This is a genomic window from Flavobacterium ginsenosidimutans (assembly GCF_037478105.1).
GTDB lineage: Bacteria > Bacteroidota > Bacteroidia > Flavobacteriales > Flavobacteriaceae > Flavobacterium > Flavobacterium ginsenosidimutans.
Window position 1 is genome coordinate 3848451 of record NZ_CP147988.1, and the last position, 20446, is coordinate 3868896.

General features: G+C 36.0%; 13 protein-coding genes, 4 tRNA genes and 3 rRNA genes. 5 read left to right on the top strand and 15 right to left on the bottom strand.

Annotated features, from left to right (window positions below; all coding sequences use genetic code 11):
- Positions 1-7: 7 nt before the first annotated feature.
- From V6624_RS17025 to V6624_RS17035, 3 genes are read left to right on the top strand one after another with little or no spacing between them, the layout of a single operon-like run.
- A complete protein-coding gene (locus V6624_RS17025; protein WP_338839489.1) occupies positions 8-541 on the top strand; it encodes an anti-sigma factor in 534 nt (177 codons plus the stop codon).
- Entirely contained in the window at positions 525-1583 is a 1059-nt protein-coding gene (locus V6624_RS17030) for a hypothetical protein (RefSeq protein ID WP_111284050.1), read from the top strand. The genes V6624_RS17025 and V6624_RS17030 overlap by 17 nt, the downstream gene beginning before the upstream one ends.
- Positions 1584-1602: 19 nt before the next feature.
- Positions 1603-2325 (top strand): head GIN domain-containing protein, encoded by a 723-nt coding sequence (locus tag V6624_RS17035; RefSeq protein ID WP_111284052.1) that lies wholly within the window; start codon positions 1603-1605, stop codon positions 2323-2325.
- 95 nt (positions 2326-2420) lie between these two features.
- Here the strand turns inward: V6624_RS17035 and V6624_RS17040 are convergent, their stop codons facing one another.
- The 6 genes from V6624_RS17040 to V6624_RS17065 all read right to left on the bottom strand — a co-directional run bounded on the left by V6624_RS17040 (position 2421) and on the right by V6624_RS17065 (position 12066).
- Complete coding sequence (locus V6624_RS17040; protein WP_111284054.1) at positions 2421-3746, bottom strand: MFS transporter; 1326 nt, start codon at positions 3744-3746, stop codon at positions 2421-2423.
- Positions 3747-3906: 160 nt separating this feature from the next.
- The gene (locus V6624_RS17045) at positions 3907-4716 is read right to left on the bottom strand and encodes a M48 family metallopeptidase (RefSeq protein WP_111284056.1); all 810 of its coding nucleotides are present in this window, start codon (positions 4714-4716) and stop codon (positions 3907-3909) included.
- Positions 4717-4799: 83 nt separating this feature from the next.
- Positions 4800-7199 carry a glycoside hydrolase family 31 protein gene (locus V6624_RS17050; RefSeq protein WP_338839490.1) on the bottom strand — a complete coding sequence of 800 codons (2400 nt, stop codon included), beginning with the start codon at positions 7197-7199 and terminating at the stop codon, positions 4800-4802.
- A 203-nt stretch (positions 7200-7402) separates the two neighbouring features.
- The gene (glgB, locus tag V6624_RS17055) at positions 7403-9307 is read right to left on the bottom strand and encodes a 1,4-alpha-glucan branching protein GlgB (RefSeq protein WP_338839491.1); all 1905 of its coding nucleotides are present in this window, start codon (positions 9305-9307) and stop codon (positions 7403-7405) included.
- A gap of 61 nt (positions 9308-9368) precedes the next feature.
- A complete protein-coding gene (locus V6624_RS17060) occupies positions 9369-10649 on the bottom strand; it encodes a glucose-1-phosphate adenylyltransferase (RefSeq protein ID WP_111284061.1) in 1281 nt (426 codons plus the stop codon).
- Positions 10639-12066 carry a glycogen synthase gene (locus V6624_RS17065; protein WP_338839492.1) on the bottom strand — a complete coding sequence of 476 codons (1428 nt, stop codon included), beginning with the start codon at positions 12064-12066 and terminating at the stop codon, positions 10639-10641. The genes V6624_RS17060 and V6624_RS17065 overlap by 11 nt, the downstream gene beginning before the upstream one ends.
- Before the next feature lie 116 nt (positions 12067-12182).
- Here V6624_RS17065 and V6624_RS17070 point away from each other — a divergent pair, with 116 nt between their 5' ends.
- Both V6624_RS17070 and V6624_RS17075 read left to right on the top strand, forming a co-directional pair.
- Positions 12183-13049 (top strand): alpha/beta hydrolase, encoded by an 867-nt coding sequence (locus tag V6624_RS17070; protein ID WP_338839493.1) that lies wholly within the window; start codon positions 12183-12185, stop codon positions 13047-13049.
- A 49-nt stretch (positions 13050-13098) separates the two neighbouring features.
- On the top strand, positions 13099-13749 hold the full coding sequence (locus tag V6624_RS17075) for an endonuclease III (RefSeq protein ID WP_338839494.1): 651 nt from the start codon (positions 13099-13101) through the stop codon (positions 13747-13749).
- Here V6624_RS17075 and V6624_RS17080 read toward each other — a convergent pair whose 3' ends face one another.
- The 9 genes from V6624_RS17080 to V6624_RS17120 form a co-directional block, all read right to left on the bottom strand.
- Complete coding sequence (locus V6624_RS17080) at positions 13750-14184, bottom strand: nuclear transport factor 2 family protein (RefSeq protein WP_338839495.1); 435 nt, start codon at positions 14182-14184, stop codon at positions 13750-13752.
- 16 nt (positions 14185-14200) lie between these two features.
- Positions 14201-14653 carry a DUF1569 domain-containing protein gene (locus V6624_RS17085; protein ID WP_338839496.1) on the bottom strand — a complete coding sequence of 151 codons (453 nt, stop codon included), beginning with the start codon at positions 14651-14653 and terminating at the stop codon, positions 14201-14203.
- 111 nt (positions 14654-14764) lie between these two features.
- Positions 14765-14850: transfer RNA gene (locus V6624_RS17090), tRNA-Leu, on the bottom strand.
- A 6-nt stretch (positions 14851-14856) separates the two neighbouring features.
- Positions 14857-14929, bottom strand: a tRNA-Phe gene (locus V6624_RS17095).
- 69 nt (positions 14930-14998) lie between these two features.
- Positions 14999-15108: ribosomal RNA gene (gene rrf / locus V6624_RS17100) — 5S ribosomal RNA — on the bottom strand.
- A 175-nt stretch (positions 15109-15283) separates the two neighbouring features.
- Positions 15284-18165, bottom strand: a 23S ribosomal RNA gene (locus V6624_RS17105).
- 201 nt (positions 18166-18366) lie between these two features.
- Positions 18367-18440: transfer RNA gene (locus V6624_RS17110), tRNA-Ala, on the bottom strand.
- 151 nt (positions 18441-18591) lie between these two features.
- Positions 18592-18665, bottom strand: a tRNA-Ile gene (locus tag V6624_RS17115).
- Positions 18666-18788: 123 nt separating this feature from the next.
- A 16S ribosomal RNA gene (locus tag V6624_RS17120) occupies positions 18789-20302 on the bottom strand.
- Together the 16S, 23S and 5S rRNA genes with 4 tRNA genes alongside form the textbook arrangement of a ribosomal RNA operon.
- Positions 20303-20446 lie beyond the last annotated feature (144 nt).

Genomic DNA, 20446 nt, shown 5'->3' on the forward strand with positions numbered 1-20446 from the left:
TGGAATTATGAAAAATGAAAAAGACAATTTAGACGAATTATTCAACAGATTTGAAAACCAATGGGATATTCAGGAATTAAAGCCTGACCATCAAATGGATTTTCTGCAAAAATTAGAAAAGAAAGAACCTAAGAAAAAATATTGGTTCGTAACGGCTATTGCCGCTTCAATTGTATTAATGATTGGAATATCTCTTTTTTACAAAAATGAAAAACCACAAGAATTCAAATTTGCCTCTAAAGAAACTAAACGTACCGATTCTATTTTCAATATTTTGATTGATAACGAACTGGTTAAATTAAAAGAAAAAAGTTCGCCCGAAAATGAGCAGATCATTAATGACGCCTTGAGTCAGATGAAAACTTTTGATGCTGATTATCAAAAAATCATAAATGAATTGCAGAAAAATGGCGAGAACAAACAGATTATTTATGCAATGATAAACAATCTTCAAACGCGTATTTCTTTTTTACAAACCGTTTTGAAAAGAATTGAAGACAATGAAAAACTAAAAAACACCTCTAATGAAAAAACACTATAACTTACTAATCTTATTTCTTTTGATTCCTTTTTTAGGATTTTCAAATGATGATACTTTTATAACAAAGCAAAAAAACATAAAGAAAACTTATATCGTAAACTCGAACGCAGGAATCGATGTTGATAATAAATACGGAAATATCACTGTGACAACTTGGGACGAAGATAAAATTGATCTGGATATAACCATAAAAGTGAACGGACCAAATGAAAATTGGGTTAACGAACGATTAAATAGCATTGATGTAGATATAACTGCACTAAAAGGATTAGTTTCTGCAGTTACTAAACTTGGAAGTTCTAACCTTAAAAGTAAAGGAAGCAATAACAGTTTTGAAATTAATTATGTTATTAAAATTCCAAAAAATGGATCTGTTAAATTGGCCAATAAATACGGTAATATTTTTGTTCCAAATGCAGAATCTTCAACAGAAATTGACTGCAAATATGGAAAAGTTGTTTTAGGAAAATTAAATGGAACTAACAATCAAGTTTCAATTCAATATTGCCAAAATTCAAGTATTGATTACATAAAAACAGGAAACGTTGATGCTAGATATTCTGGCCTTAAAATTAGTGATTCTGGAAATTTAAATCTAAGTGCAAATTATACAGATGTTAATCTTTTAGATGGCCAAAACATCAAAATGGATTGCAATTATGGGACTCTTAAATTTGATAAAGTCAATTCTTTAAGCGGTTCAGGAAATTATTTAACGATTATTATTGGAGAAATCTCAAGCAATTTTAGCTATGATACTAATTATAGTAAAATCAAAATTGAAACAATGAATGAAAAAGCTGGAAATATCAACATAAATTCCGGGTATACAGACATTTCGATTGGCTATGTACCAAATTATGCTTTTGACTTTGATATTTCTGCAAGATATTCGAATATCAAACATGACAATACTTTAGATATTTCTGTTTCTGAAGTCAAAAACAACAGCAAAAGAATTGCTGGCTTCTACAAGAAAAAAGGCCAGAATAAAATCAATATTAATTCGAACTACGGAAATATTTCGCTAACAAAAAATTAATCATCTAAAAATCAAAACAATGAAAAAATCAATTTTACTATTAGCATTATCGGTGCTTTTCATAAACAGCACTATTAATGCGCAAGACAATAACAAATTAAAAGGAAACGGAAATGTTGTAACAGAAACCAGAACAACTGGAGATTATGACGGAATTAGAATTTCAGGCTTTTTCGATGTGGATTTGGTTGCTGGAAAAGAGGGAAAAATAACTTTAAAAGGTGAAGAGAATTTATTATCTGCAATTAAAGTTGAAGTTGAGGATAATTCGCTAAAAATTTATGTTGAAAAATTTACGAATATAAAACCAACTAAAAATATTCAGATTACAATTCCTTTTGAAAAAATATCTGAATTGAGTTTATCTGGTTCAGGAAACATTCAGTCAAAAGACGTAATTAAAAATGACAAATTTGTCGTGAAATTATCTGGCTCTGGAAATTTTACTTTACCAGTTGATGCTAATAATTTGGAATTAAACGTAAGTGGTTCTGGAAATGTACACTTAAAAGGAACTGCTGATAATTTTTCGACAAAACTTTCTGGTTCGGGCGACATCGATGCTGCAGATTTAAAATCAAAAATTGTTGAAGCAAATGTTTCAGGTTCTGGAAATAGTAAAGTTTCTTGTAACGAAAGTTTAACTGCAAGAGTTTCAGGCTCTGGAAACATAAGATATATTGGAAATCCTGAGAAGAAAGATGTAAAAGTTTCAGGATCAGGAAGCATTTCAAAAAGCTAATTATAGAAGAAAAAAAAATCACGAATTACAAAACTATCATCAATCAAGTAATAATTATTGCAATTCGTAATTTGGCTATTTTAAAGGCGTTTCAATTAATTTGAAACGTCTTTTTTATGTACTCTTCTAAGAAGGAAGATTGCTGTAATAAAGAAAATTGCTAAAATTACAATTGCCGCACGCGGGCTTCCAGTAATTTGATCTATAATTCCGTAAACACACATTCCAATTACAATTCCGATTTTTTCAGCAACATCATAAAAACTAAAAAATGAAGTCGTGTCTTCTGTTTCTGGAAGTAATTTCGAATACGTAGATCTTGATAAAGCCTGAATTCCTCCCATTACTAAACCAATTACGGTTGCCATAATGTAAAAATGCAATGGAAGTGTAATAAAGAATGCCAAAGCACAGAAAACAGCCCATAAAGTATTGATAACAATTAATGTTGGAATATTTCCCCATTTTGCAGAAGCTCTGGAAGTTAAAATTGCTCCCAAAACAGCTACTAATTGTATAAGTAAAATACAAATAATTAAACCAATTGTACTTTCTTCTTTTGAAGACCATTGAATTTCCTGAGCTCCAAAATATGTAGCAACCAACATTACGGTTTGTACTGCCATACTAGAAACAAAAAAACCTCCTAAATAACGTTTTAATGGTGTAATATTCTGTAAAGCTCCCCAAACCTTTTTAAGCTCTTTAAATCCGTTAAAGATAACATTTTTAGTTAGTTTCTGAGTTGTTTCTCTACTTCCGTTTGGTAAATAGTAATAAGTATATTGACTGAAAAGAATCCACCATACTCCGACCATTACAAACGAATAACGCATTGCTTTCATTGCAGCTTCTCCATCTGTACCGGTAATACCAAAAAGTTTTGGTTTCATGATCATTGCTAAATTTATAATAAGCAAAATCACACTTCCTATATATCCTAAAGAATATCCTTTTGCACTAATTTTATCCTGTTGATCTTCAAATGCAATATCAGGAAGATAAGAATTATAAAAAACTAAGCTTCCCCAGAAACCTAATAATCCTAAAAAGTAAAATAATAAACCAACATAAATATTATCCAAATCAAACCAATACAATCCCATACATGACAAAGCCCCCATGTAACAGAAAAACTTCATAAAGGATTTTTTATTTCCAACATAATCGGCGATTCCTGATAATAGTGGGGAAATAAATGAAACAACTAAAAATGCTGCAGCCGTAATAAAACTAATTAAAGCCGAATTTTTAAGATGCATTCCGAAAACATCAATATAATGATCACGATCGGAAAATAAAGCTTCATAGAAAATTGGAAATACAGCAGAAGCAATTGTTAAGGTATAAACTGAGTTAGCCCAATCGTAAAATGCCCAAGCATTTAAGAGCTTCTTATCTCCTTTTTGAAGTTTTTTCATAGAAATGATTTTATTAATAGGCTACGAATTTATCTAATTTTTATCATAATCGGATAGAAATTATTCAATTCGTGCATTATTAAATCATCAACTCTTCCTGAAAGAAAAAAGCTACTCGAAATCGAATAGCTTTTTTGCATTATATAAAAATAAGTTTGTCTTATTTTATTGTTCCAACTTTAAGAGCAATCGCTTTTGCTTCAGGAATTAAAGCTTTAATATTTGCAATTCTTGTTGCATCAGACGGGTGCGTACTCATAAACTCAGGAGTTCCAGATCCGCCAGATTTAGCTGCCATCCTACTCCAGAAAGTAACAGCGTCGTCTGGATTATATCCTGCAATTGCCATTAGAGTTAAACCTATTTTATCTGCTTCGCTTTCATTACTTCTGCTAAATGGAAGCATTACTCCCACTTCAGAACCAATTCCGTAAGCTTGAGAAAATATTTGTCTCGTTGATTCGGATTTATTGCTTGTTGCTGCATCAAGGGCTACACCTCCTATTTGCTGCAATTGTGCTGCAGACATTCTTTGTGCGCCATGATTTGCAAGTGCGTGAGAAACCTCGTGTCCCATTACAGTTGCTAAACCTGCTTCGTCTTGCGTAATTGGCAAAATACCAGAATAAACCACAATTTTTCCTCCAGGAAGACACCAAGCATTTACTTCTTTATTATCAACAAGTTTATATTCCCAACGATAATCTTTTAAATATTGAGATTGTCCTAAATAATTCAGATACTTCTCTGCTGCCGCTTTAATTTTATAACCAACAGTTTCTACGCGTTTTGCATCTGCTGTTCCAGTTATCACTTTATTCTCTGATAAAAATTGACTGTATTGCTGGAATGAAGATGGAAATAGTTCACTATTTGAAACAAAATTCAAATTTTGTTTTCCTGTAATTGGATTTGTTGCACATGCTATAACAAGCGCTCCAAAAATTCCTAAAAACACATATTTTTTCATAATTCACGCTATTTTTATATCAAAAATACAATTAAAAAAATAAAATATTTTATACAATTAGGAAAAAAAATATCAGAATTAAACTATTCCCCAACAATATGAAGTTCATTAAACTCTTTATCAATGATTAAGAAATTATTCTTCTCAAAGCTAACTTTATCAAATTCAATTTTTTCGTTGTCGATTTCAATCTCAGAAACTTTAAATGGCAAACCAATTAAGTTGATTTTGTATTTTGTATAAGGAGTTATGTATTTTCCTTCTTTATGGAGCTGGATAATCAATTCTTTTTCTTTTCCGATATTTCTTAATGACAAGAAGCTGTAACGTCCTTTTTTATAATCATAACCATCTTGTGCATCTTCATAAACTGCTGACTGTTCTTTACCATTTTTGAAATAAACATCAAGCGTTAATTCATCAAATTCTAACTCACCAACATATTGTTGAACCGGGTATTTCGGAATAATTGCACCTGCTTTTACAAAGACTGGAATCTCATCAAATTTGGTATCAACCCAGATTTCTCTTCCACCTATAAATAGCTCATTTGTCCAATAGTTATACCACTCACCTCTAGGAATATACATACGTCTACCTACAGCATTAGGTTCAAGTATTGGGCAAACTAAAATCTGATTTCCGAAAATGAATTCATCATTACGATAATGCGTTTGTGTATCATCTTGATCGAAGTAAACCAAAGGTTTCAGCATCGGAATTCCTTCTTCAATATACTGCCAAAACATTGTATATAAATAAGGCAATAATTGATAACGAAGACTAACAAATTTTCTAGTGATATTAATTACTTCTTCATCAAAAGCCCAAGGTTCTTGATTTCCGTGATCTCCAGATGAATGCGTTCTACAAAACGGATGAAAAACACCTAACTGAATCCAGCGAGCATATAATTCGCCTGTTGGCTGTTCTGCAAATCCTCCAATATCAGAACCTGTAAATCCCATTCCTGAAATTGACATTCTCTGTACCTGAATATTAGCTAGCCAAAGATGTTCCCAAGTTGCGACATTATCACCTGTCCAAGAAGAAGTATAGCGTTGCGCTCCAGAATATGCTGATCTCGTAATTACAAATGGACGTTTTGGATATGCAAATCGCTTAACACCATGATAAGTTGCTCTTGCCATTTGTGTTCCGTAGATATTATGAGCTTTTCTATGACTGCAAGGATTTCCATCATAAATATGACGAACATCTATCGGGAAAGTCTTATTTGGAACTTCCATTACTGCAGGTTCGTTCATATCATTCCAAACTCCTTTAACTCCAATATCTGCAACTAATTCTTTAAATAATCCTGCCCACCATTCTCTAACTACAGGATTTGTGTAATCAGGAAAATTACATTCTCCTGGCCAAACTTTTCCTTTCATATAAGGTCCATCGGCTCTTTTACAGAAATAATCTTTTTCTAGAGCTTCTTTATAAACCCAATAATCTTTATCAATTTTAATTCCAGGATCTATAATGACAACTGTTTTAAAACCATCTTCAGCTAGTTCAGCAACCATTCTTTTCGGATCTGGAAAATAGTTTTTATTCCAAGTAAAACATCTAAATCCCTCCATATAATCAATATCCAGATAAATAGCATCGCATGGAATTTGAAGCTCCCTAAATTTTGATGTAATTTCTTTTACCTTACTTTCAGGATAATAACTCCATTTACATTGATGATATCCTAAAACCCAAAGTGGTGGTAATTCTGGTTTTCCTGTCAAATCAGTGTAAGTAGTTACAACATCTTGCATTTGCGGACCGTAAACGAAATAATAATTCATTTCGCCTCCTTCTGCCCAAAAACTAGTTACATTTCTTCTTTCCTGACAAAAGTCAAAGAAAGTCCTAAATGTATTGTCGAAGAAAATCCCGTAAGATTGTTTATTATGAAGGCCAATATAAAACGGAACTACTTTATAAAGAGGATCTTGGTCTTTTTGATAAGCATATTGATCTGTGGCAAAATTTTCGAGTCTTTTACCTTTAAGATTCATTTGAGTGGCTTTATCGCCAAGTCCGTAATAACATTCGCCATCTTTAGAATATTTGCTCATTTTTACGATATTTCCACCGTATTCATAGCTTTCTTCCCAATGAAAACCAAGTTCATCTTCAAGAATTAGAAAATCATTTAAATCGTAAATTGAAAGACGTACATCAGCTTTCTGAATTTTACATTTTACCTTGCTAGTTCTAATTTGATAGTATGTTTCTTCTTCTGTAACTTCCAAAAAATTATAACCATGAAGCTGTGTTTTATCAATAGCATAAGAAAAGTCATTGCTAAAATATCCTTTTGTAGTAAAACGAAAACGAATTAAACTATCACGAAGAATGGTGACTTTTAAGATTACTTTATTATCTGTATTAAAGAAAATCGAATCTCCTTCATGTTCATAAGAGACAATTTTTGATGGATATAAATCGCCTTTGTATTCTAATGATGTGTTTGTAATCATATCTCGAATGAATTAATTTATAACTTTGCCTTTCTTTCAAACATACAAAAAAAGTTCGTAAACCTCTATGAATAAAAGGTTTATTCACGAAAACGTTTTTTCTGACTGAGTCTTAAATTACTGATCAAAAAATCGATAAATCGATAATTTTAATACGATATAATAACAAAATCTTACTAGTAAAAACGATTGTAAGATTTTTATTAAACCAAAGAATATACGGTTACACTAAGTGGTGGCAAAATTAATTCAGCAGAAAAATCTCTTCCATCATAAGAAATTGATTCAACATTTAATGAATTCGAACTCTCAACTCCGCTTCCGCCATATATTTTGGCATCACTATTAAAAATCTCTTTTAATTTGCCTTTTTTCGGAATTCCAATTCTGTAGTTCTCTCGAACGACTTGGGTAAAGTTGCAAACCACAATTATATTTTCATCTGGATTATTACCCTTTCTGATATATGATAAAACTGCATTTTGATGATCGGAATAATTGATCCATTCAAAACCATCTCCTCTAAATTGCTTTTCATACAATGCGGGCTGTGACTTATACAATTGATTTAAATCTGTAATTAATCTTTTTATTCCCGAATGAAAATCAAATTGAAGTAAATGCCAATCTAAACTTTGCTCAAAATTCCATTCAGATGTTTGTCCGAACTCCGCTCCCATAAACAAAAGTTTCGTTCCTGGATGCGTAAACATATATCCGTATAATAATCTCAAATTTGCAAAACGTTGCCATTCGTCACCAGGCATTTTATAAATAAGAGAATTTTTGCCATATACAACTTCGTCATGAGAAAACGGAAGCATGAAATTTTCAGTAAAGGCATAAGTCATCGAAAAAGTCAATTCATTCTGATGATATTTTCTATAAACTGTTTCTTTTTGAAAATACTTTAAAGTATCATGCATCCAACCCATCATCCATTTCATGCCAAAACCTAAACCTCCAACAGAAGTTGGTCTTGAGACCATTGGAAACGAAGTGCTTTCTTCTGCAATAGTTTGAACTCCATGAAAATTAGAATAGATTACTTCATTAAACTCTTTAAGAAAACTAATGGAATCCAAATTCTCTCTTCCTCCAAAAATATTAGCTTCCCACTCGCCATCTTTTCGAGAATAATCCAAATAAAGCATCGAAGCTACGGCATCAACACGAAGTCCGTCAATGTGATAATTTTGAAGCCAAAAAACAGCATTACTTATTAGAAAAGCTCGAACTTCATTTCGTCCATAATTAAAAACTAAACTTTTCCAATCTGGATGATAGCCTTTCCTTCTATCTGGATGTTCGTATAAATGCGAACCGTCAAAATAACCTAAACCATGTGCATCGTCGGGAAAATGCGATGGAACCCAGTCTAAAATTACTCCAATTCCTTCCTGATGAAGCTTATCTACTAAAACCATAAAATCCTGCGGTTTTCCAAAACGAGAAGTTGGCGCAAAATATCCTGTTAATTGATAACCCCACGAAGGATCATAAGGATATTCCATAATTGGCATAAATTCGACATGCGTAAAACCTGTTTCTTTTACATATTTTACTAAATCATCTGCAAGTTCAAGATAAGTCAAAAAACGATTATGATCTGCTCTTTTCCAAGATCCTAAATGTACTTCGTAAACCGAATAAGGTTTATCTAAAGCATTAAAATCCTGACGATTCTGCATCCAATTTTCATCTTTCCATTTATAATCTAAATCCCAAACAACAGAAGCTGTTTTAGGCGGCTTTTCGCAATAAAGTGCAAAAGGATCGGCTTTTTCCGTGATTACACCATTTATATTAGATTGAATTTTATATTTATAAAGTGTTCCTTTTGAAATATCCGGAATAAATCCTTCCCAAATTCCAGAAGAATCCCAGCGAACATTTAAAGAGTGTTCTCCTTTCGTCCAATAATTAAAATCGCCAACAACCGAAACTGAATGAGCTGTTGGTGCCCAAACTGCGAAATAAACACCTTTTATCCCATTAACTTCAATTAAATGAGCTCCAAGTTTTTCATATAGCTTGAAGTGCTTTCCAGCTTTGAATAAATCTATATCAAAGTCAGTAAAAAGAGAATGTGGGATTACTTTGCTCATATTAGTTTAGAGAATAATTGGGTTTGGAATTTGGGACTTTTATATTGGATTTTTTGAAATTTTATTCTATTCTAAAATTATCTGAAAGCGTAACACCTTTTTTGATAACAACAATTCCATCTTTTATACTGTACAATTCATTTGTGAAATTGTCTAAATGTTTTCCTCCGCTAATATGAACGTTATTTCCAATGCGCACATTCTTATCGACCAAAGCATTTTTGATATAACAATTTTCGCCAATACCAACGTGAATTTTATTTATACTGCTTTCATGGTTCATTTCCTCAAGATCTTGATAGAAGTCATTACCCATGACATAACAGTTTTCTAAAACCGTTCCCTCTCCAATTCTTGAACGAATCCCAATTACAGAGCTTTTAATTTCCTTCGCATTAATAATACAGCCTTCCGAAATTAAAGATTGATTAATAATTGAATTTCTAAACTTTGAAGGAGGCAATAATCTTGGTCTCGTGAAAATTTTATTTTCATTATCGAATAAATTAAACTCTGGAATATCATCTGTTAAACCAATATTTGCCTCAAAAAAGGACTCAATATTTCCAATATCTGTCCAATATCCTTCATATTGATAACTTAGTATTTTATGTTTTCCAACGGCTTGCGGAATAATCTCTTTTCCAAAATCTTTTGTTTCTGGATCAGCCATTAATTCTTGCAGCAATGATTTATTAAAAATATAAATTCCCATTGAGGCAAGGTATTTTTTACCTTTTTCCTGCATTTGTTCACTAACCTCAGATTCCCATTCAGGCAATAATGACGCATGCGGTTTTTCTATAAAAGCATGAATATTGTTTTCGTGATCTGTTTTAAGAATTCCAAATTCTGGAGCATCTTTAGCATTTACTGGCAATGTCGCAATAGAAATTTCGGCATCAGCAGCTATATGAGCTTCCAACATTTCATTGAAATCCATTTGATACAATTGATCTCCTGATAAAATTAAAGCGTGGTCGAAATCATGTTTTAAAAAATGTGACATACATTGTCTTACAGCATCTGCCGTTCCTTGAAACCAAGTTGGATTATCTGGAGTTTGTTCAGCCGCCAAAATATCAACAAAAGACTGACTTAAAATACTAAAATTAAAAGTGTTTTTGATATGAGCATTTAACGATGCTGAATTAAATTGCGTCAAAACAAATATTTTAAAAATATCAGAATTGATACAATTAGAAATCGGAATATCTACCAAACGGTATTTTCCTCCAATCGGAACTGCAGGTTTCGATCTTGTTTCTGTCAATGGAAATAAACGTGAACCTTGTCCACCTCCTAAAATAATGGCAACTACATTTTTCTTTTTAAATTTCATTTTGCTGAATTATTAAGTTGTATATTTCGATATATTCTTGGCAAACTCTTTCCCAGGAATGATCTGCTGACATTCCTCTTTTTAAAACTTTATTGAAATTTATTTTATCCTCATACAACCTAACCGCACGGTTTATTGAATAGCAAATATCAGCCACCGAAGCTTGATCGTGACAAACTCCATTTCCTTCATCTCCATAATCAATAACTGTATCTCGTAATCCTCCAGTTCTTCTAACAATCGGAATTGTTCCGTAACGCATCGCATACATCTGATTCAATCCGCATGGTTCAACCCTAGAAGGCATTAAAATATAATCTGAACCTGCATAAATTAAATGTGCCAAATCTTCATTATAACCTATAAAAACATTATAATTCCCTTTATAATCGTTTCGCAGCTGAGTTAACTGCGATTCAATTTCTGAATTTCCTGATCCTAAAATCAAAATATTAATTTCTTCGAAATGTTCAGATAAAGCCAAAGCAGAAGCATGAGGAAGTAAATCACCGCCTTTCTCTTCAAACAGTCGGCCAATAAAACTGAATAAAGGTTTTGATGGATCTAATTCAAATTGCTCACACAACTTTTCTTTATTTTTTCTTTTTCCTATTTCAAAATCTTGGATCGAATAATTCTCCTCGATCATAGGATCTTTCAACGGATTCCAGACTTCAATGTCAATTCCGTTTAAAATTCCTCTAGATTTATTTCTAACAGAATTAAACAGCGATTCTAAGCCATTTGCTGAAATATTAATTTCATTTAAATAGCTTGGAGAAACTGTAGTTACAGCATTAGCACATTTTATACCTACTGCCAAAGAGTTTATAGAATTACCCCATTCCAAAAATCCAACATGTCTTAAATCAAACTCAGGTAGATAATACAGTTTATCAAAACCAAACCAGCCTTGATATAAACCATTATGAATTGTGATAACTGTTTTTACATCTTTTAAAATCTCATATTTATAAGCAAATTGCAGTAAAAAAGGAATAACGCCTGTATGATGATCATGACAATTAATAATATCAGGAACTTTATTGCGTGCTATAATCCAATCGAGTGTGGCAATTTGAAATGACAAAAATCTTTCTATATCATCTTCATAACCATAAACATTTGGGCGGTTAAATAATTCATTAATTTCTATTAAGTACAATTGATAACCTAATTTATCTGTCGTTTCTTTTAGAACACTAAATGGAAAATTAAAATTCCCCAATTTAACTGTTCCCCAGTGAACACACTCAAAATTATTTTCATTTCTAAACTTAGTGTCATAACAAGGGACAACAACCCTAACATCATGTCCAGCAGATTGCTGATATTTTGGTAATGCTCCTACTACATCAGCCAAACCACCCACTTTTGCCATAGGATAACATTCTGCACTAATATGAAATATTTCCATTCCAGAAATTAATTTATAATTATTTATAAGAAGCAATCAATTAAGTGTTACTTTTATGCTTTTTTAAATTTAGCAAAAAAAAAGCATAATTCTTCATTTAAATAAGTTTTATTGAAATGGCAAAAAAGGCAATTAATCCTACTAAATCATTAAAAATTCCTAAGATTATTATAATTTCTGCGAAAATTTGCGAATTTATATCCACAAAATTAGTTACAAAATTTGCTGCAAAAATATTTACGACGCCTATAAAGCATAAAGTTCCTAAACGTGAATTAGAAATGGATCGTAAAAGTTTACAAGAATTAATTCCTATTCCTGCAATTGATAAAAGCGTTGTAACTTACTCTTATGGACAAAGTCCACGTAAAGTTTTGTTGGTTCATGGCTGGTCTGGAAGAGGAACTCAACTTTTTAAAATAGCTGACGAACTTTTGGAAAACGGATATTCAACGGTAAGTTTTGATGCGCCAGCACATGGAAAATCAAAAGGAAAAACAACAATAATGTCTGAGTTTATAGCATCAATTTTAGAAATTGAAAAACAATTTGGACCTTTTGAGATCGCAATCGGACATTCTTTAGGCGGAATGTCAGTTCTAAATGCGATTAAAGACGGACTTAAAGTAGAAAAAGCAGTAATAATTGGAAGTGGTGATATTGTTCAAGATATTTTGGATGAATTTACTATTAAACTTGGATTAAAAAAAGAGATTAGTGCGCATTTGAAGGATTCTTTTGAAACTAAATATCAAGTTAAAATGGATGATTTTTCAGCTTTCAGAGCAGCTCTAAAAGTAAAAATTCCTGTTTTAGTAATGCATGACAAAGATGATCCTGAAGTCCCAGTTAAAGCGGGAATACATATTAATGAAAATCTTGAAAATGGATCTTTATATCTAACAGAAGGTCTTGGTCACAGAAAAATTTTAGGAAATCATAACGTTATTAAAAAGATTCTAAATTTTATTAAAAATCCGTAAATTTATAATCACAAAAATCTAATTACCAATGTTTTAAATTTAAATTGAAATGGATTTATTTGGAAAAAATACGGATTGGAAAACTAAATTAATGCCTATTTTAAAAGAATATAAAGGACGAAAACATCCATTAGATTATAAAAATCCATATCAGTTATTGGTTATGGTTGTTTTATCAGCTCAGGATTCTGATGCCAATATCAATTCAATTGCACCAGCTTTATTTGACAAATTCCCTACACTTAAAAGCTTATCAAAAACCGATTTAGAAACTTTCTTGCCATACATAACTAAGGTTCGAAATTATGGAACTAAAGCACAATGGCTTCTGGATATTGCAAAAACAGTTCAAAATGACAATGAAATTCCTTTAACAATGTCAGGACTAACTGCATTAAAAGGTATCGGAAGAAAATCTGCAAACGTAATTTTAAGAGAAACAGGCAAACCAGCCGAAGGAATTATTGCAGATTTACACGTTATTCGTGTTGCGCCAAGAATTGGAATTATTAAAGAAAGTAAAGACGGAAATAAAATAGAAAAAGATTTAATGCAGGCTTTGCCTAAAAATATTTGGTCAGAAATAGGAATGGCAATCTCATTTCTAGGTCGTGAAATTTGCAGACCAAAACCAAAATGCCTTGAGTGTCTATTAAATGATATATGTTTGTATTATAACACTGAAATTCTCGAAAATTAGTTATTTCCTTCTGGTATCAATCAAATAAATAATTTTCCAAGAATCTTTTTCTTTGAATAAAGTAAAAGTATTTACACCTGAATGACTGAATTTATCATTTATGTAAAATTCATAAGGCGCCCAAACATGAGCCATTGTTCCGTCAATTTGAATATTATAGCTCAATATTTTTTCCTGAAATTTCATATTTGAAGGAATTGATGCTATAGATTTATAAAATTCCTTTGCGCTCTCATTAGACAGTTTATTCCCTTTAGCAATGTTTTCACTAATAGACTGCAATATCATTTTATCAGAACAAACTAATTTAATCTTTACAGAATCTCTTTGATGAAATCCTTCAAAAAAAGATTCAATACAATTTTGAACTTCTTGTTTTTGAGCATTAGAAGATAATCCAAAAAGAATACAAAAGATAAGTATATAAAATTTCATAGCCACTAATTTAATTTTAAACGCCAAATTGAGAAAAATGATGGTCTAAATGCTTTGCAAACATATTATTCCATTCTTTAGAAGATAATTTACCAAAAGAAAGAGATTCTTTTCCTTCAAACTCATTTTCTCCTAATTTTTGTGTTCTTTCAATATAAGAAATCAATCTATTTTTTTCTAGTTCAAAATCACGATCTCCTTTAATAATAAATTGTGGCGCTGTGCTAAGATTTCTTGGATAAGGAGTTTCACTTACTACTTTATTTTTAGCCAATAGTTTCAGAAGAAGTTTCATTAAAACATTGGGCTTTTGATGAATATCATCATATACCATTTCATAAGTAACATTACAATGAGCCAACATTTGATCAACTGACATCTTACCCCAAAGCGGTTGTGTATCTGATTTAAGCTGGTTAATTCTACTTATAAATTGATCACAATCTTCTTTAAGAAAAACATTTTGCATAGTTTATAAATATTTGAGATAAAATAGTGAAGTAAAAATATAAAATTTAGTGACTGCTCTCAATTTTATGCAAAAAAAACTTCAATTAACAAAAGCTAATTGAAGTTTTAGTACTCAGAGCGGGACTTGAACCCGCACGAACATTGCTGTTCACTGGATTTTAAGTCCAGCGTGTCTACCAATTTCACCATCCGAGCATTATGTGGTACCTCCAGGGATCGAACCAGGGACACATGGATTTTCAGTCCATTGCTCTACCATCTGAGCTAAGGTACCATATTGCTTATATTTCTATAAGCAAAAGTTAGAATAAAAAACCCCGTTTAATAACAGGGTTTTTCAAAAGAAAGGCGACGACATACTCTCCCACAATGATGCAGTACCATCTGCGCAGGCGGGCTTAACTTCTCTGTTCGGGATGGGAAGAGGTGAGCCCCGCCGCAATAACCACCTTAAGGCTGTTAGTTGTTGGTTTTTGGCTGTCGGTTGATGGATTTCTCCAACAACTATCAACTATCAACCATCAACTGCTCTGCGTCGAGCAAATATTTTAACATACTGAGATAAAGAAAAGCAAGTTTTATTTAGAAAGTTTCCTCCCGATCCGCCAAGGCGGATCGGGAAAAGGTTGTGCATAAGCTTACGGATTATTAGTACTACTCGACTATGACATTACTGCCTTTACATCTGTAGCCTATCAACGTGGTCATCTTCCACGATCCTTAAAAGAAATCTCATCTTGTGGTGGGTTTCGCGCTTATATGCTTTCAGCGCTTATCCCTTCCCAACGTAGCTACTCTGCGGTGCCCCTGGCGGGACAACAGATACACTAGAGGTTAGTCCAATTCGGTCCTCTCGTACTAGAATCAGATCCACTCAAATTTCTAACGCCCGCAGTAGATAGAGACCGAACTGTCTCACGACGTTCTGAACCCAGCTCGCGTGCCACTTTAATGGGCGAACAGCCCAACCCTTGGGACCTTCTCCAGCCCCAGGATGTGACGAGCCGACATCGAGGTGCCAAACCCCCCCGTCGATATGAGCTCTTGGGGGAGATCAGCCTGTTATCCCCGGCGTACCTTTTATCCTTTGAGCGATGGCCCTTCCATGCGGAACCACCGGATCACTATGCTCTACTTTCGTACCTGATCGACCTGTATGTCTCTCAGTCAAGCTCCCTTATGCCATTGCACTCTACGCACGGTTACCAAGCGTACTGAGGGAACCTTTAGAAGCCTCCGTTACTCTTTTGGAGGCGACCACCCCAGTCAAACTACCCACCAAGCACTGTCCCCCGCAATACGGGGTTAGGCCTCAGATAAACAAAGGGTTGTATTTCAACAATGACTCCACAACGCCTGGCGACGCCGCTTCATAGTCTCCAACCTATCCTACACATCATTTATCCAAGGTCAATACTAAGCTATAGTAAAGGTGCACAGGGTCTTTTCGTCCCACTGCGGGTAAACGGCATCTTCACCGTTACTACAATTTCACCGAGCTCATGGCTGAGACAGTGTCCAGATCGTTACACCATTCGTGCAGGTCGGAACTTACCCGACAAGGAATTTCGCTACCTTAGGACCGTTATAGTTACGGCCGCCGTTTACTGGGGCTTCAATTCAATGCTTCTCCGAAGATAACATCTCCTCTTAACCTTCCAGCACCGGGCAGGTGTCAGGCCCTATACTTCATCTTACGATTTTGCAGAGCCCTGTGTTTTTGATAAACAGTCGCCTGGACCTCTTCACTGCGGCCCCGATTGCTCGGGGCGACCTTTCTCCCGAAGTTACAGGTCTATTTTGCCTAATTCCTTAGCCATGAATCTCTCGAGCACCTTAGGATTCTCTCCTCAACTACCTGTGTCGGTTTACGGTACTGGTTCTTACTGCCTGAAGTTTAGAGGTTTTTCTTGGAAGCCCTTAGGCGCACTATCTCTTTGTCCGAAGACTCCGAGTACTATCGCATTTCACCAAGATCTCCGGATTTGCCTAGAGACCCTATAGCTAGGTGCTTTAACGAACTATTCCGTCAGTTCGCGGCGCTTTCATCACTCCGTCACCCCATCACAGCAATAAGAAGTACGGGAATATTAACCCGTTGGCCATCGACTGTCCCTTTCGGGTTCGCCTTAGGTCCAGACTAACCCACAGCTGATTAGCATAGCTGTGGAAACCTTAGTTTTTCGGTGTGCGGGTTTCTCGCCCGCATTATCGTTACTTATGCCTACATTTTCTTTTCTGACCGGTCCAGCATACCTTACGATACACCTTCAGCCCTGTCAGAATGCTCCCCTACCACTTGCAAATACATGCAAATCCATAGCTTCGGTAATATGCTTATGCCCGATTATTATCCATGCTCGTCCGCTCGACTAGTGAGCTGTTACGCACTCTTTAAATGAATGGCTGCTTCCAAGCCAACATCCTAGCTGTCTGGGCAGACAAACCTCGTTCTTTCAACTTAGCATATATTTGGGGACCTTAGCTGATGGTCTGGGTTCTTTCCCTCTCGGACTTGGACCTTAGCACCCAAGCCCTCACTGTTATCAATCATTATATAGCATTCGGAGTTTGTCAGGAATTGGTAGGCGGTGAAGCCCCCGCATCCAATCAGTAGCTCTACCTCTATATAACTAAAATAACGCTGCACCTAAATGCATTTCGGGGAGTACGAGCTATTTCCGAGTTTGATTGGCCTTTCACCCCTACCCACAGGTCATCCGAAGACTTTTCAACGTCAACCGGTTCGGTCCTCCACTGTGTGTTACCACAGCTTCAACCTGCCCATGGGTAGATCACACGGTTTCGCGTCTAACACTACTGACTAAAGCGCCCTATTCAGACTCGCTTTCGCTGCGGATCCATGGCTTAACCACTTATCCTTGCCAGCAGCGTTAACTCGTAGGCTCATTATGCAAAAGGCACGCCGTCACCCCACGAAAGGGCTCCGACCGCTTGTAGGCGCATGGTTTCAGGATCTATTTCACTCCGTTATTCACGGTTCTTTTCACCTTTCCCTCACGGTACTGGTTCACTATCGGTCTCTCAGGAGTATTTAGCCTTAGCGGATGGTCCCGCCAAATTCAGACAGGGTTTCACGTGCCCCGCCCTACTCAGGATACCGCTATCCATTACACTTGTTGCCCATACGGGGCTCTCACCCTCTGTGGCGCTCCTTTCCAGAAGCTTCCGGTTCCTTGTGCATGAAATATCGCGGTCCTACAACCCCAGCAATGCCGTAACAATCCTGGTTTGGGCTAATCCGCGTTCGCTCGCCACTACTTACGGAATCACTTTTGTTTTCTTCTCCTCCGCCTACTTAGATGTTTCAGTTCAGCGGGTTTGCCCACCTATCGGTGTGCTATATCTTCAATATAGCGGGTTGCCCCATTCGGATACCTGCGGATCGATCGGTGTGTGCCCGTCCCCGCAGCTTTTCGCAGCTTATCACGTCCTTCATCGCCTCTGAGAGCCTAGGCATCCCCCATGCGCCCTTATTTTGCTTATTGCACCAATCTTGTTCCTTAAAACAAGACCGTTTTTGTTTGTTTTTTTATATTTTGCACTGATGCTCAATAAAAAACGCTTTCTACTTTCTTATTATTTTCTTATCTCAATATGTCAATGAACTTTAATAAGTATCAAGATTTTCGCATTAGGCATTAAGACTGCTGTCTTGATACTTTGCACTATAATCTTTGTACTTTCTTGTGGAGAATAACGGAGTCGAACCGTTGACCTCCTGCGTGCAAGGCAGGCGCTCTAGCCAGCTGAGCTAATCCCCCAATCTAATTATGAATTGTGAATTATGAATTATGAATTTTTTGTAATCCGTAATCTTTCAACTCTAGAATTTCCTTCTTTTTAAGCTTTTCAGTCCTTTTTATTGTTTTTGAACCCATAATTCATAATTATAAATCCATAACTCTAAAAAAGTAGTCCCGGGCAGACTCGAACTGCCGACCCCTACATTATCAGTGTAGTACTCTAACCAGCTGAGCTACGAGACTCTGTTTTACTTAATTTCTTATCATTTTTTTAAATTAACAGCAAGAGCAATACAATCTGGGATCGAGAACTTCAGATTCCATCATTTTCCCAAGCGTGCCATAAGGCTAACACTCAGGCTCTAGAAAGGAGGTGTTCCAGCCGCACCTTCCGGTACGGCTACCTTGTTACGACTTAGCCCTAGTTACCAGTTTTACCCTAGGCAGCTCCTTGCGGTCACCGACTTCAGGCACCCCCAGCTTCCATGGCTTGACGGGCGGTGTGTACAAGGCCCGGGAACGTATTCACCGGATCATGGCTGATATCCGATTACTAGCGATTCCAGCTTCACGGAGTCGAGTTGCAGACTCCGATCCGAACTGTGACCGGCTTTATAGATTCGCTCCTGGTCACCCAGTGGCTGCTCTCTGTACCGGCCATTGTAGCACGTGTGTAGCCCAAGGCGTAAGGGCCGTGATGATTTGACGTCATCCCCACCTTCCTCACAGTTTGCACTGGCAGTCTTGTTAGAGTTCCCGACATGACTCGCTGGCAACTAACAACAGGGGTTGCGCTCGTTATAGGACTTAACCTGACACCTCACGGCACGAGCTGACGACAACCATGCAGCACCTTGTAGACTGTCTTGCGAAAGATCTGTTTCCAAATCGGTCAGTCTGCATTTAAGCCTTGGTAAGGTTCCTCGCGTATCATCGAATTAAACCACATGCTCCACCGCTTGTGCGGGCCCCCGTCAATTCCTTTGAGTTTCATTCTTGCGAACGTACTCCCCAGGTGGGATACTTATCACTTTCGCTTAGCCACTGAGATTGCTCCCAACAGCTAGTATCCATCGTTTACGGCGTGGACTACCAGGGTATCTAATCCTGTTCGCTACCCACGCTTTCGTCCATCAGCGTCAATCCACCGGTAGCAACCTGCCTTCGCAATTGGTATTCCATGTAATCTCTAAGCATTTCACCGCTACACTACATATTCTAGTTGCTTCCCAGTAATTCAAGTCCAGCAGTATCAATGGCCGTTCCACCGTTGAGCGATGGGCTTTCACCACTGACTTACAAGACCGCCTACGGACCCTTTAAACCCAATGATTCCGGATAACGCTTGGATCCTCCGTATTACCGCGGCTGCTGGCACGGAGTTAGCCGATCCTTATTCTTACGGTACCGTCAAGCTCCGACACGTCGGAGTGTTTCTTCCCGTACAAAAGCAGTTTACAATCCATAGGACCGTCATCCTGCACGCGGCATGGCTGGTTCAGGCTTGCGCCCATTGACCAATATTCCTCACTGCTGCCTCCCGTAGGAGTCTGGTCCGTGTCTCAGTACCAGTGTGGGGGATCTCCCTCTCAGGACCCCTACCCATCGTAGCCTTGGTAAGCCGTTACCTTACCAACTAGCTAATGGGACGCATGCTCATCTTTCACCGTTGTGACTTTAATTATATCCCGATGCCGGGTCATAATGCTATGAGGTATTAATCCAAATTTCTCTGGGCTATCCCTCTGTGAAAGGCAGATTGCATACGCGTTACGCACCCGTGCGCCGGTCTCAAGGCCCGAAAGCCTCTACCCCTCGACTTGCATGTGTTAAGCCTGCCGCTAGCGTTCATCCTGAGCCAGGATCAAACTCTTCATCGTATATTTTTATATTATATCTCGACGAAATCTATCGGTTCTTTTTCGAATCTTCCGATTCTACTGCTCTTATTCTTTTTGTTTTAAGACCTCTCTTAAAACGGCTGTCAATTCAATATATCTACGAACGTATCTTTCTTTTTGTCT

What these genes read in the sequence shown, in the direction of transcription:
- V6624_RS17025 (WP_338839489.1), top strand. Translation starts at nt 8, where the DNA reads ATGAAAAATGAAAAAGACAATTTAGACGAATTATTCAACAGATTTGAA.
- V6624_RS17030 (WP_111284050.1), top strand. Translation starts at nt 525, where the DNA reads ATGAAAAAACACTATAACTTACTAATCTTATTTCTTTTGATTCCTTTT.
- V6624_RS17035 (WP_111284052.1), top strand. Translation starts at nt 1,603, where the DNA reads ATGAAAAAATCAATTTTACTATTAGCATTATCGGTGCTTTTCATAAAC.
- V6624_RS17040 (WP_111284054.1), bottom strand. Translation starts at nt 3,746, where the DNA reads ATGAAAAAACTTCAAAAAGGAGATAAGAAGCTCTTAAATGCTTGGGCA.
- V6624_RS17045 (WP_111284056.1), bottom strand. Translation starts at nt 4,716, where the DNA reads ATGAAAAAATATGTGTTTTTAGGAATTTTTGGAGCGCTTGTTATAGCA.
- V6624_RS17050 (WP_338839490.1), bottom strand. Translation starts at nt 7,199, where the DNA reads ATGATTACAAACACATCATTAGAATACAAAGGCGATTTATATCCATCA.
- glgB (WP_338839491.1), bottom strand. Translation starts at nt 9,307, where the DNA reads ATGAGCAAAGTAATCCCACATTCTCTTTTTACTGACTTTGATATAGAT.
- V6624_RS17060 (WP_111284061.1), bottom strand. Translation starts at nt 10,649, where the DNA reads ATGAAATTTAAAAAGAAAAATGTAGTTGCCATTATTTTAGGAGGTGGA.
- V6624_RS17065 (WP_338839492.1), bottom strand. Translation starts at nt 12,066, where the DNA reads ATGGAAATATTTCATATTAGTGCAGAATGTTATCCTATGGCAAAAGTG.
- V6624_RS17070 (WP_338839493.1), top strand. Translation starts at nt 12,183, where the DNA reads ATGGCAAAAAAGGCAATTAATCCTACTAAATCATTAAAAATTCCTAAG.
- V6624_RS17075 (WP_338839494.1), top strand. Translation starts at nt 13,099, where the DNA reads ATGGATTTATTTGGAAAAAATACGGATTGGAAAACTAAATTAATGCCT.
- V6624_RS17080 (WP_338839495.1), bottom strand. Translation starts at nt 14,184, where the DNA reads ATGAAATTTTATATACTTATCTTTTGTATTCTTTTTGGATTATCTTCT.
- V6624_RS17085 (WP_338839496.1), bottom strand. Translation starts at nt 14,653, where the DNA reads ATGCAAAATGTTTTTCTTAAAGAAGATTGTGATCAATTTATAAGTAGA.